Below are 12429 nucleotides of genomic sequence, written 5' to 3' on the forward strand. Positions count from 1 at the left end.
GCTTACCGGGCTGCGCGTTCTTTTTCGATGAGGAAGTCGGCGACTTCCAAGGCGCGCTCCGGGCCACCCGCCGAGCCGATGTCGAAACGGTACTTGCCATTGACGATCATGACCGGTACGCCAGTGATCTGGTAGGCCATTGCCAGTTTTTTGGCCTGTTCGGCGCGACTCTTCACACCGAACGAATTGTACGCTTTGAGGAAGGCGTCCTGATCGACCCCCTGTTCGCCGAGAAACTCGGCCATCTTCTCGGGCGTCTCGAGCTTCTTGCCGTCGCGGTGATAGGCGTTGAATACCGCGTCATGCACCTTCTGCTCGACATTCATCGACTCCAGCGCCAGGAACATCTGGCCGTGCACATTCCAAACGCCGCCGAACATGGCAGGGATACGCTTGAAGTCGACGTCGTCGGGAAGCTGTTCGACCCAGGGATTGATAATCGGCTCGAATTGGTAGCAATGCGGGCAACCGTACCAAAACAACTCGACCACTTCGATTTTGTCCGGCTCGGCGACCGGCACCGGGGTTTTCAGTTCGACATACTCTTTGCCTGCCTGAAAATCCGCCGCATGAGCCGGCAAGCCGAACAGGCTGGCGGTGACAAGAACGGCGCTGAGAACGAGTTTACGCATGGTGACTCCCTTGGCTTGAACGGCTGAGCGATAGCGTCACAGGCTGCAGCAAATCATTCCTGCTCGCCAGCGCTTTTTTGCCGCTTTTCAATATCTTGACAATCATTGTAGCGAGGCCAAAAACAAAAAAGGCGTTCAGGTTTGTGACCTGAACGCCTTTTCAAACGGCCATAGCCGATACTGTCAGTGCAGGCCCTGAATGTAGCTCGACAGGGCTTCGATGTCCTTGTTGCTCAGCTTCGATGCGATGGTGCGCATGATCGCCGTATCGCCATCATTGGTGCGGCTGCCTTCACGGAAATCGGTCAGCTGCTTAGCCGTGTAAGCGGCGTGTTGGCCACCCAGTTGTGGGAAACCCGCCAGATCGTTACCAACACCGTTCGGCGCGTGACAGCCAGTGCAGGACGGCATGCCCAGATCCAGCTTGCCGCCGCGGTAGAGCTTCTCGCCCTGCGAGACCAGTGCCGGATCTGCCATACCCACTGTCAGCTTCTGGCTGGCAAAGTATGCAGCGATATCGGCGAGGTCTTGATCACTGTAGGGATCGAGCATGCCGGTCATTTCCAGCACCTTGCGCCCAACGCCTTCCGGCGCTCCGGGGGTGCTGCCGGCCTTGATGTCCTGTAACTGCTTGAACAGATAGCTCTCGCCTTGACCTGCCAGTTTAGGGAAGTTTGGTGCGGCACTGTTGCCATCGGCCCCGTGGCACGCGCCACAGACTGCAACCTTTTCCTGACCGGCTTCGGCATTTCCAGCCGCTTGGGCGATACCGGTGATGCCAAGGGTCAACAGCAGACTCACGAGTACTTTGTTCATCAGCTCATCCAACTACGGCTAAGGGTTTGAAAGGAATTCTCTTATTCGGCAGCCTGGCCGCTTGGGCCCCGGCAGTGCTCGTTAGAAGGCGGCTACTGGTCGGTGTTATACAAGCGCTACCGGAAGCTCTATCGCAGCTGATAAGGCCCACTCGGCGAGCTCGTTTTAGACCAAAGCGCACACAAAATCTGCGGCATTATATACTGGCGGTACTGAAACGGAAATGAACCATTGCCGCACCCCGCGCACTCACCGGAACCCCCATGCTACCCAAGAACCCGATCCTCGGCCTATGCCAGCAAGCCACCTTCATGACCAGCGCCGCCAAGGTCGACCAATGCCCGGCTGACGAGGGCCTTGAAGTCGCGTTCGCCGGCCGATCGAACGCGGGCAAGTCCAGTGCGCTGAATACCCTGACGCATGCCAGTCTCGCGCGAACCTCCAAGACGCCCGGCCGCACCCAGCTGCTCAACTTCTTTCGCCTGGACGATAACCATCGTTTGGTCGATCTCCCTGGCTACGGCTATGCGAAGGTTCCGATTCCGCTGAAGCAGCACTGGCAGCGTCACCTGGAAGCCTACCTGAGCAGCCGCGAAAGCCTTGCCGGGGTTTTCCTCATGATGGATATCCGCCATCCACTCACTGAGTTCGACCGCATGATGCTCGACTGGTCGAACGCCAGCGAGATGCCGCTACATATACTGTTGACGAAGTCAGACAAGCTTGCCTTTGGTGCTGCGAAAAACGCGCTCCTGGCAATTCAGCGCGACATCCGTAAAGGCTGGGGAGATGGCGTAAGCGTCCAGCTGTTCTCCGCACCAAAGCGCCAGGGTGTCGAGGAAGCCCAACTGGTGCTGGCGCAGCTACTTGGAATGGTGGGCGAAGAGGCTGGCGAGACCGACGACGACCAATCGCAGGCCTGACCCGTCGACCTGCAACGCACCCGCTCTGGCTAGCTCGCACAGAGCGGGTGTATCAACCGTTATTCGCGATAATCCTCAATCGGTACGCATGCACAGAACAGGTTGCGGTCGCCGAAGACGTTATCGACCCGATTCACCGCCGGCCAATACTTGTGCGCCTGGGCATGAGCGCTTGGGGTCACCCCTTCAGCGATGCTGTAGGGACGATCCCACGGGTTTATCACGTCGGCTAGGGTATGCGGCGCACGCACCAGCGGGTTGTCCTCTGCCGGCCAGCCACCGTCTTGTACCTTTGCGATCTCGGCACGAATGCTCAACATCGCCTCGACGAAACGGTCAAGCTCCGCCTTCGATTCGCTTTCGGTAGGCTCGATCATCAACGTACCGGGCACCGGAAACGACATGGTCGGCGCGTGGAAGCCGTAGTCGATCAGGCGCTTGGCGACGTCTTCTTCCGTAATGCCAGTCTGCGCCTTGAGCGGTCGCAGATCGATGATGCACTCATGTGCCACGCGCCCGTTGCGGCCACTGTAGAGCACCGGAAAGGCGTCGCTCAGACGCATCGCCAGGTAGTTCGCGCTGAGAATCGCGACCTCTGTAGCGTCGCGCAGCTGCGGCCCCATCATGGCGATGTACATCCAACTGATCGGGAGGATGCTCGCGCTGCCCCAGGGCGCCGCACTGACCGCGCCGTTCTCTGGATTCGGACCTTGTAGCTCAATCACAGGATGGTTAGAGACGAAGGGCTGCAGATGCGCTTTGATGCCGATTGGGCCCATGCCTGGACCGCCACCACCGTGCGGGATGCAGAAGGTTTTGTGCAGATTCATGTGCGAGACGTCGGCGCCAATATCCGCCGGCCGCGCCAGACCGACCTGAGCGTTGAGGTTGGCACCATCCATGTAGACCTGACCGCCTTGTGCATGAATCGCTTCGCAGATTTCGCGAATCCCTTCCTCATACACGCCGTGAGTCGACGGATAGGTGATCATCAGGCATGACAGCTTGTCGCCCGCCTCCATCGCTTTGCTTTTGAGGTCTTCCAGATCGACGTTGCCCGCCTTGTCGCACTCAACGATGACCACACGCATGCTGACCATCTGCGCTGAGGCAGGGTTGGTTCCATGCGCCGACGACGGGATCAGACAGATATCACGCTGACGTTCGCCACGACTCTCATGGTATTTGCGAATCGCGACCAGCCCGGCGTATTCGCCCTGGGCGCCTGAGTTCGGCTGCATCGAGATCGCATCGAAACCGGTAATCGCGCAGAGCCACGCTTCCAGCTCGTCGATCATCAGCTTATAACCCTGCGCCTGCTCCTGCGGTGCGAACGGATGCAGGTTGGCAAACTCCGGCCAGGTGATGGGAATCATCTCGCTGGTGGCGTTGAGCTTCATGGTGCAGGAGCCAAGCGGGATCATCGCCTGGTTCAGCGCCAGATCCTTGTTCTCGAGCTGTTTGAGGTAACGCAACATCTCGGTTTCGCTGTGATGCGTATTGAACACCGGATGCGTCAGATAACCACTGCTGCGTTGCAGTACGGCCGGGATACCGCTGGCGATGTCGCCGGCATCCAGTTTCGCAATGTCGAGCCCGTGGTCCGCGCCGAGGAATACGGCGAGCAGCTGTTCAACGGTCTGCTCGGTGCAGGTTTCATCAAGGCTGACACCCAACTTGCCGCGACCGAGGATGCGCAAGTTGATCCGCGCGGCCTTGGCGCTTTCGACGATAGCAGTCTGTGCGCCACCCACCTCAAGGGTCAGGGTATCGAAGAAATGCTGATTGACGCGCTTGATGCCGTGCTGCTCCAGCGCGCTGGCCAGGATAGACGTCAGACGATGAGTGCGCTGAGCAATACGCTTGAGGCCCTCCGGCCCGTGATAGACCGCGTAGCAGCTGGCGATGTTAGCCAGCAGTACCTGCGCGGTGCAGATGTTGGAGTTGGCCTTTTCACGGCGAATATGTTGTTCGCGCGTCTGCAGGGCCATGCGCAGCGCCGTATTGCCACGCGCATCTTTCGAGACGCCGATGATGCGACCCGGCATTGCCCGCTTGAACGCATCGCGCGTCGCAAAGTAAGCCGCATGCGGGCCGCCGTAGCCCATCGGCACGCCGAAACGCTGTGTCGAACCGAGCACCACGTCCGCCCCCAGCTCACCAGGCGGCGTCAGCAGCAGCAAACTCAGCAGGTCCGCCGCCACGCAGGCCAACGCCTGCTTGGCGTGCAACGCCTCGATCGCGGGACGGAGGTCGCGGATCTCGCCATGAGTATCCGGGTATTGCAGCAGTGCGCCGAAAATATCCTGTGAAGCGATATCCTCGACCGCACCCACGACCAGTTCGAAGCCAAAGGCTTCGGCTCGGGTCTGCACGACCGATAGGGTTTGGGGATGGCAGTTCTCATCAACAAAGAAGCTGTTGCTCTTGCTCTTGGCCACGCGCCGCGCGAGGGTCATGGCCTCTGCCGCCGCGGTCGCCTCATCGAGCAAGGAGGCGTTGGCCAGATCCAGGCCGGTCAGGTCGATGGTCAGTTGCTGGAAATTCAGCAACGCTTCCAGTCGCCCCTGGGCGATCTCTGGTTGGTACGGCGTGTACGCCGTATACCAACCCGGATTTTCCAGCACGTTGCGCAGGATGACCGGCGGCGTGATGGTGCCGTGGTAACCCATCCCAATCAGGCTCGTCCAGAGCTGGTTCTGCTCGGCATAGCTGCGCAGCCGCGCCAGCGCGTCCTGTTCATCCAGCGCGGGCGGCAACGCGAGCTCGCCTTGCAGGCGGATCGCCGGCGGCACGGTTTGCTCGACCAGCTGTGCGCGACTGGACAACCCCAGTGCGTCGAGCATGGCTTGCTGCTCAGACGCATCGGGACCAAGGTGACGACGCAAGAAAGCGTCAGGCTGCTGAAGCTGGGAAAGGCGCGGTACCTGTGACATCACTGCTCTCTCGAAAAATGACAAAGCCCCGGAAAACAAGACGGGAAAACGAGCGACTCGTTTTCTCCGCAACCTGCATTACGGGGCTTCAAGATGGGGAACGCTTAGGCGTCAGCGTCGCAGGAGGCCTTGTAGCCGTCTGCGTCGAGCAGCTTGTCCAGTTCCGCGGCATCATTCGGCTGAAGGCGGAAAAACCAGCTGCCGTAGGGTTCGGTGTTGACCACCTCAGGGGAGTCGGTCAGCTGCTCGTTAATCGCGACCACTTCCCCTGAGATGGGTGCGTAGATATCCGAAGCAGCCTTGACTGACTCCACCACGCCTGCCTGCTGCCCGGCGGTGAGCTGCTGGCCCACTTCAGGAAGCTCAACATATACCACGTCACCCAAGGCTTCCTGGGCGTGATCGGAGATACCGACGGTCACACTGCCGTCCGTTTCCAGGCGAGCCCACTCATGGCTGGCGGCGTAACGCAAATCGCTGGGAATGTCGCTCATCTGTGTGTCCTCAAAAAAGCTGTCGGTTTACGGGCACGATGCCGGCCTGGCCGCCCGCGGCTAAGATGCTGTCGACTCGAATCTACACCAGTACTTTGCCGTGACGCACGAAAGTCGGCTGCACTACGCGCACGGGATACCACTTCCCGCGGATTTCCACCTCAGCCCGGTCACCGGCACCCGCCGGAACCCGCGCAAGCGCGATGGCCTTGCCAAGCGTAGGCGAAAAACTGCCGCTGGTGATCTCCCCTTCGCCGACGCCGTTCACTCGGACGGTCTGGTGAGCACGCAAAACTCCACGCTCCTCGAGCACAAGCCCCACCAGCTTCGGCAGATCGCTTTGGACCTTCTGGTTTTCGAGCGCCGCACGGCCGATGAAGTCACGCTCCGCCGGTTCCCACGCCACGGTCCAGCCCATATTGGCCTGCAGCGGGGAAACGTCCTCAGTCATGTCCTGCCCATAGAGGTTCAAGCCCGCTTCCAGGCGCAGCGTATCGCGCGCACCCAGACCGATCGGTGAGATACCGGCGCCGACCAGCTCGCTGAGGAAGTAGGGCGCCTGATCAGCCGGCAGGATGATCTCCAGACCGTCTTCGCCGGTATAGCCAGTGCGGCCAATAAACCAATCGCCAACGGCGCGACCGTGAAAGGGTTTGAGTTCCTGGATCATCGCGGCACGTGGCTGATCGACCAGCTCGGCAGTCTTGGCGCGAGCATGCGGCCCCTGGATGGCTAGCATGGCCAGCTCTGGGCGTTCAGTTACCTCAACAGTGAAGCCTTCGGTCCGAGCCTGCATCCAGGCCAGATCTTTGTCACGTGTACTGGCATTAACGACCAGGCGATAGCCCCAGTCCGTGAGATATACGATCAGATCATCCACAACGCCGCCACGCTCGTTGAGCATCGCCGTATAGAGCGCTTTGCCAACCTGGGTGAGGCGGTTCACATCATTGGCCAGCAGGCGCTGCAGATAGGACTTGGCGTCTTCGCCCGCCACGTCTACCACCGTCATGTGGGAGACGTCGAATACTCCACAGTCACGTCGCACCTGATGATGTTCTTCTACCTGAGAGCCGTAATGCAGCGGCATGTCCCAGCCGCCGAAATCAACCATCTTGGCGCCAAGTGCGAGGTGCTGATCGTAGAGGGGAGTACGCTGACCCATGGGTTTCTCCTTCCGGGCAGGTCGCCTAAGCGGCGTGGGTGAAGCCTATTGGTGTCGAACAGAAGGCTCGACGATTTTTGGATGGCGCGCATTGTAGCCCCAAGGTCGTAGCAGGTCACGGCGAGGCCGATGGAACAGCCGTCAGCCGACTCGCCGGGCCGAGCGGCGGATCAGCAGAATGACCGGCAGCAGCCCGACCAACACCAATGTCAGTGCCGGCAACGCGGCGCGTGCCCACTCGCCCTCGCTTGTCATTTCGAAGATCCTCACCGACAGCGTGTCCCAACCAAACGGCCGCATCAGCAGCGTAGCCGGCATTTCTTTCAGAACATCAACGAAGACCAACAAGGCAGCGCTCAGCGTGCCGGGCACCAGGAGCGGCAGATAGACCCGGAAGAACAGCGCAGGCCCGCCAACACCGAGACTGCGAGACGCTTGCGGCAGCGAAGGGCGAATCCGCGCCAGCGCGCTTTCGAGCGGCCCAAATGCCACCGCCATGAAGCGGATCAGATAGGCCAGCAACAGCGCGCCCAGGCTCCCGAGCAGGATCGGCTTACCGGCCCCGCCAAGCCATGTGGACAACGGTATGACTAGCTCACGATCAAGGTAGCTGAATGCAAGCATGATCGACACCGCGAGCACCGATCCTGGCAGCGCATAGCCCAGGTTCGACAATCCGACCGCCGATTTTACCGAGCGTACCGGCGCCTGACGCCGTGCAAAGGCGAGCAGCAACGCAACCCCAACCGTGATGAAGGCAGCCAGACCCCCCAGATAAAGCGTATGCAGAATGAGCCCGGTGTAGCGCTCGTCAAAATCGAATCGCCCGCGCTGCCAGAGCCAGACCAGCAGCTGCATCACGGGAATGACGAAGGCGCAGAGAAACACCAGGCCACACCAGCTGCTTGCAGCGAAGGCTTTAAAGCCGCGAAGGCGATACAGCACAGCGGAGCGCGCCCGATCGTTAGCCGGCCTGGCAGCACCACGAGCGCGGCGCTCACCGTATAGCACCAGCATCACTGCCAACAGCAGCAAGCTAGCGAGCTGAGTCGCGCTGGTCAGACTGAAAAAGCCGTACCAGGTCTTGTAGATCGCGGTTGTGAACGTGTCGAAATTGAATACCGCGACAGCGCCGAAATCAGCCAGCGTCTCCATCAGCGCCAGCGCCAGACCGGCGCCTATCGCAGGGCGTGCCATGGGTAGCGCGACACGCCAGAAAGCCTTCCAAGGTGACTGCCCAAGGACTCGAGCCGCCTCCATCAACCCCTTGCCCTGAGCGATAAAGGCCGAACGGGCGAGCAGGTATACGTAGGGGTAAAACACCAGCACCAAAACGACAATCACCCCACCGGTGGAGCGCACCCCGGGAAAACGCACCCCGCTGCCGAACCACTCGCGGGCCAGCGTTTGCACCGGGCCTGAAAAGTCCAACAGGCCAATAAAGACGAATGCGAGCACATAAGCGGGAATCGCAAAGGGCAGCATCAATGCCCAGTCCAGCCAGCGTCGCCCGGGGAATTCGCACAGCGAAGTCAGCCACGCCAGGCTGACCCCAAGCACGATGACCCCAGTACCGACGCCTAATACCAGCGTCAACGTGTTACGTAACAAACGCGGCATCTGGGTTTGCCAGAGGTGCGACCAGATACCGGTGTCGATATCACTCCAGCTGAACAACAGAACGCTCAGCGGCAGCAACACCAGCGCGGCGACTGCAAATGTGATGGGGTACCAGCGGCGCTCGACGGGGTGGGACACTCAGGCCTCGAAAGCAAAAAAGACAACGCCCCCGGCATGCCGGGGGCGTCGAGTATAACGGCTGCGCAAATTAGGTCAGCCTTGTCGTGAGCGCTCGCTGCCGGACGCTCCCAGAACCGTCAGTTCCAGCCGGCGCGATCCATTAGCATGATTGCCTCGGCCTGCCGCTTGCCAGCAATCTCGACCGGGATTGTGTCTGCCTTGAACTCGCCCCATGCCGCAACTTCCGAGGATGGCTTCACGTCCGGATTCGCCGGGAACTCCATGTTGACGTCGGCGAAGATGCTCTGAGCCTCCGGAGTGGTCATCCATTCAACCAGTTTTTTCGCGGCGTCCGGGTGCGGCGCATGCTTGGTCAGGCCGATACCGGAAAGGTTGACGTGTACACCGCGATCCTTCTGATTCGGCCAGAACAGCTTCGCTTTCAGATCAGGGTTCTGCGCGTGCAGGCGACCGAAGTAGTAGGTGTTGACGATGCCTACGTCGCACTGACCGGCGTCTACGGCCTGAACCACGGCTGTGTCATCGGCGAACACGTCTGTAGCCAGGTTATTGACCCAGCCCTTGATGATTTCCTCGGTCTTCTCCGCCCCGTGGGTTTCGATCATGGTCGCGGTCAGCGACTGGTTATAGACCTTCTTACTGGTACGCAGGCACAGACGGCCTTCCCAGTTATTGTCCGCCAACGCTTCGTAGGTGGTCAGCTCACCGTCCTTGACCCGTTCAGGTGAGTAAACGATGGTCCGAGCGCGCAACGAAAGACCGGTCCACGCATCGGTGGAGGACCGATACTGAGCGGGAATATTGTCCTTTACGATCTGAGAATTCAGCGGCTGAAGGATGCCCATCTGTTCGGCTTGCCAGAGGTTGCCGCCGTCCACCGTCAGCAGCAGATCCGCAGGGGTGTTCTCTCCCTCGGCCTTTAGGCGAGCCATCAGCGGCGCTTCCTTGTCGGTGATGAACTTGACGTTGACGCCGGTCTTGGCGGTATAGGCGTCAAACACGGGCTTGATCAGTTCGTCGATCCGCGAGGAGTAAACCACCACTTCATCGGCAGCGTGTGCAGCACTCGACAGCGCCGTGAGCGCCAGAGCGGCGAGTAAACCTTTGCTTGCCTGCATGGATCAGCCTCTTTTCAATTGTTGAACGAGGCTAAATAGTAGTGAATGTCATTTACTTTCTCAACGCGACAATTCGCGCAGGCACCGAAGCCAACTGAACGATGGACTCAATATCGGGCCAGCTCCGGCAAGTCACCGCTCAAGCCCAAGGCCTGCCGAACGAATAACGCCTTGGCTTCAGGAAACGCCTCGACCCCTTTCAAGCCGGCGTTGCGCAGCCAGCGCAGCGGTAACGCATTGGCCTGGAACAAGCGCTCGAACCCCTCCATCGCGGCCATCATCGACAAGTTATGAGGCATTCGGCGCCGCTCGAAACGCCCGAGCACCCGTGGATCACCCAGCCGCGCTCCGCGAGCGTTCGCTGCAAGCAGAACCTCCGCCAGCACAGCCGCGTCGAGCAATCCGAGGTTGACGCCCTGCCCTGCTAATGGATGGATGGTGTGCGCGGCATCGCCAATCATCGCTAGGCCAGGCTGTACATAGCGCTTTGCATGGCGTTGCCGAAGCGGAATGCACACCCGCGGGTCGGCCTCCAGCACCTCGCCCAGTCGATATTCGAACGCTCGGCCCAGTGCCCGGCAAAAGGCCTCATCATCCAGCGTCATCAAACGCTGCGCCTCGTCTTCCGTGGCCGACCAGACGATCGAGCACCAATGCCGGTCGTCGTCACGCTGGAGCGGAAGAAATGCCAACGGGCCGTCATCGGTAAAACGCTGCCACGCGGTCTGCTGGTTCGGCTCAGCACACCGCACGCTGGTGACGATGGCGTGATGCAGATAATCCCACTCTCGGGTCTCGCAGCCGGCCAACCGACGAACCGCTGAATTGGCGCCATCGGCCGCGACCACCAAACCCGCACTGAGCGACTGCCCGTCTGCGAAGGTCAGCGTCCAGCCATGATCGTTCTGCTGCAGATGCTCAAGGCGTAAGCCCGCCATCAGCTCGATTGAGCCACGGCTTCGCAACGCATCCAGCAGGGCGTCCTGTACGACTCGGTTCTCAACGATATGGCCGAGTACCTCAGCATGCACCGATGCAGCGGAAAAATGGATCTGCCCAGTACCGGAACCGTCCCACACGCGCATATCTGTATAGGGGCTGGCACGGCGACTAGTGATCCCTGACCACGCGCCGACGCGGTCAAGAATCCGCTGGCTTGCGGCGGACAGCGCACTGACTCGCGGCTCAAAGCGGCCGGTAAACGGAATGGGAAGGGTGTCCAGCGGACCGGCATCAACCAGCTTGACGGTGATGCCCGCGTCCTGCAGCGCCAGGGCCAGCGTACTGCCGACCATTCCAGCCCCAACGATGATGACGTCCGCTTGCATTACTACTCTCCTGCGCGCCGGCAGGCGGCGCGCCTAGTGGATCTGGTTGCACACAGTGGCGGAAGGTAAACAGGCGTCAGCGCTCGCGTACGCCCAACCCCATCGCCTGCCGTGCGAACCAGGTCTTGGCCGGGGGCAGCAGGTCCAGCCCCAGCAGACCGAGATTGCGGCCGGCGACGGACAGGCGCGCAGAGTCACCAAATAGCTGGGTCAACTGATCGGAGAAGCCTACCGTGAGCCATTGATCCGAGCGTTGCCACCGGTGATAAGCCTGCAGCACACCAAGCCCGCCCGGCCGTTCCGTACTGCTCAGCAGGGCCGCCGCGAGTGCCTCCGTGTCCCGCAAGGACAGGTTGTAACCCTGCCCTGCGATCGGGTGCAAGCTGTGCGCCGCATTGCCGAGCACCACCAGGCCGGACCGAACCTGCTCTTCGGCCTCGATCAATACGAGCGGATAGAGGTGTCTTGCACCCACCTGCTGAAAGCCGCCCAGGCGGTAGCCAAATGCCTGCTGCAACTCACTGAGGAACTCCGCTTCGGGCAGGGTCGCCAGGCGTGCCGCATCGCGATCGGGACGCGTCCAGACCAGCGCGCAGCGGTTATCCTGCAACGGCAGCAGCGCCATCGGGCCATCGTCGGTGAAGCGCTCGAATGCTTGTCCGCCATGAGGTCTGCCCGGTGTCACGTTCGCGATGAGCGCGGATTGCTCGTATGGCGTGCGCTTGACGGCGATGCCCAATTGTTCGCGTAATCCGGACCGTCCCCCATCGGCAAGCACGGCGAGATCGCAGTCCAGTTGCTGACCGTCGATCAGTGTCAGCCGATAACCATTGGCGATGGGCTGCATGCGCTCTACTTCGGCCGGGCAACGGCGAACCACCACCTTGTCGTCTAACGCCTGCCAGAGGCAATGGCCAATCCAGGCGTTCTCTACTACATAGCCCAACGCGGGTACGTGTTGATTCTTTGCTTCGAGACGAGTCGAGCCCGCACGCCAGCGGTCGGATACATGAATATGGGTGATCGGCTCGGCCCGTTCGGCAATCCGCTCCCAGACGCCGAGGCGCTCGTAGATTAGCCGGGTGCCGTAGGACAACGCCGTCGAACGGGCGTCATAGCTCGGCTGATACTCATTGCCTGGCTCGAACGGCTCGATCAGCTCAATCGTCCAGCCGCGCGCCTTTGCGCCATGCTGCAATGCCAGCGCCAAGCTGGCGCCAACCAGACCACCGCCAATGATCGCCAGCGCGCCCATG

The 12429-nt window shown here is 60.8% G+C and carries 10 protein-coding genes; 1 reads left to right on the top strand and 9 read right to left on the bottom strand.

Annotated features, from left to right (window positions below; all coding sequences use genetic code 11):
- Window positions 1–2: 2 nt before the first annotated feature.
- Both K4O48_RS18810 and K4O48_RS18815 read right to left on the bottom strand, forming a co-directional pair.
- Window positions 3–632 carry a thiol:disulfide interchange protein DsbA/DsbL gene (locus K4O48_RS18810; protein ID WP_222909852.1) on the bottom strand — a complete coding sequence of 210 codons (630 nt, stop codon included), beginning with the start codon at window positions 630–632 and terminating at the stop codon, window positions 3–5.
- Window positions 633–815: 183 nt separating this feature from the next.
- Window positions 816–1448: a c-type cytochrome gene (locus tag K4O48_RS18815; RefSeq protein WP_222909853.1), complete on the bottom strand. Its 633-nt coding sequence runs from the start codon at window positions 1446–1448 to the stop codon at window positions 816–818.
- Between the two features lie 263 nt (window positions 1449–1711).
- On the opposite strand from K4O48_RS18815, the gene yihA reads away from it, so the two are divergent.
- Window positions 1712–2371, top strand: coding sequence for a ribosome biogenesis GTP-binding protein YihA/YsxC (gene yihA / locus K4O48_RS18820; RefSeq protein WP_222909854.1), 660 nt, complete (start codon window positions 1712–1714; stop codon window positions 2369–2371).
- 59 nt (window positions 2372–2430) lie between these two features.
- On the opposite strand, the gene gcvP is transcribed toward yihA, so the two are convergent.
- The 7 genes from gcvP to ubiH form a co-directional block, all read right to left on the bottom strand.
- Window positions 2431–5307 (bottom strand): aminomethyl-transferring glycine dehydrogenase, encoded by a 2877-nt coding sequence (gcvP, locus tag K4O48_RS18825; RefSeq protein WP_222909855.1) that lies wholly within the window; start codon window positions 5305–5307, stop codon window positions 2431–2433.
- A 104-nt stretch (window positions 5308–5411) separates the two neighbouring features.
- On the bottom strand, window positions 5412–5801 hold the full coding sequence (gene gcvH, locus K4O48_RS18830) for a glycine cleavage system protein GcvH (protein WP_222909856.1): 390 nt from the start codon (window positions 5799–5801) through the stop codon (window positions 5412–5414).
- 82 nt (window positions 5802–5883) lie between these two features.
- A complete protein-coding gene (gene gcvT / locus K4O48_RS18835; RefSeq protein WP_222909857.1) occupies window positions 5884–6966 on the bottom strand; it encodes a glycine cleavage system aminomethyltransferase GcvT in 1083 nt (360 codons plus the stop codon).
- A gap of 141 nt (window positions 6967–7107) precedes the next feature.
- Entirely contained in the window at window positions 7108–8724 is a 1617-nt protein-coding gene (locus K4O48_RS18840; protein WP_222909858.1) for an iron ABC transporter permease, read from the bottom strand.
- A 119-nt stretch (window positions 8725–8843) separates the two neighbouring features.
- Window positions 8844–9845, bottom strand: a complete 1002-nt coding sequence (locus K4O48_RS18845; RefSeq protein ID WP_222909859.1) for an extracellular solute-binding protein — start codon at window positions 9843–9845, stop codon at window positions 8844–8846.
- A 107-nt stretch (window positions 9846–9952) separates the two neighbouring features.
- A complete protein-coding gene (locus K4O48_RS18850; protein WP_222909860.1) occupies window positions 9953–11173 on the bottom strand; it encodes a 2-octaprenyl-3-methyl-6-methoxy-1,4-benzoquinol hydroxylase in 1221 nt (406 codons plus the stop codon).
- Window positions 11174–11249: 76 nt separating this feature from the next.
- Window positions 11250–12428 carry a 2-octaprenyl-6-methoxyphenyl hydroxylase gene (ubiH, locus tag K4O48_RS18855; protein ID WP_222909861.1) on the bottom strand — a complete coding sequence of 393 codons (1179 nt, stop codon included), beginning with the start codon at window positions 12426–12428 and terminating at the stop codon, window positions 11250–11252.
- Between the last annotated feature and the right edge of the window lies 1 nt (window position 12429).

Source organism: Pseudomonas sp. DNDY-54 (assembly GCF_019880365.1).
Classification (GTDB): Bacteria; Pseudomonadota; Gammaproteobacteria; order Pseudomonadales; family Pseudomonadaceae; genus Stutzerimonas; species Stutzerimonas stutzeri_P.

Coding starts and splice junctions, on each gene's coding strand:
- K4O48_RS18810 (WP_222909852.1), bottom strand. CDS start 632: ATGCGTAAACTCGTTCTCAGCGCCGTTCTTGTCACCGCCAGCCTGTTC.
- K4O48_RS18815 (WP_222909853.1), bottom strand. CDS start 1,448: ATGAACAAAGTACTCGTGAGTCTGCTGTTGACCCTTGGCATCACCGGT.
- yihA (WP_222909854.1), top strand. CDS start 1,712: ATGCTACCCAAGAACCCGATCCTCGGCCTATGCCAGCAAGCCACCTTC.
- gcvP (WP_222909855.1), bottom strand. CDS start 5,307: ATGTCACAGGTACCGCGCCTTTCCCAGCTTCAGCAGCCTGACGCTTTC.
- gcvH (WP_222909856.1), bottom strand. CDS start 5,801: ATGAGCGACATTCCCAGCGATTTGCGTTACGCCGCCAGCCATGAGTGG.
- gcvT (WP_222909857.1), bottom strand. CDS start 6,966: ATGGGTCAGCGTACTCCCCTCTACGATCAGCACCTCGCACTTGGCGCC.
- K4O48_RS18845 (WP_222909859.1), bottom strand. CDS start 9,845: ATGCAGGCAAGCAAAGGTTTACTCGCCGCTCTGGCGCTCACGGCGCTG.
- K4O48_RS18850 (WP_222909860.1), bottom strand. CDS start 11,173: ATGCAAGCGGACGTCATCATCGTTGGGGCTGGAATGGTCGGCAGTACG.
- ubiH (WP_222909861.1), bottom strand. CDS start 12,428: ATGGGCGCGCTGGCGATCATTGGCGGTGGTCTGGTTGGCGCCAGCTTG.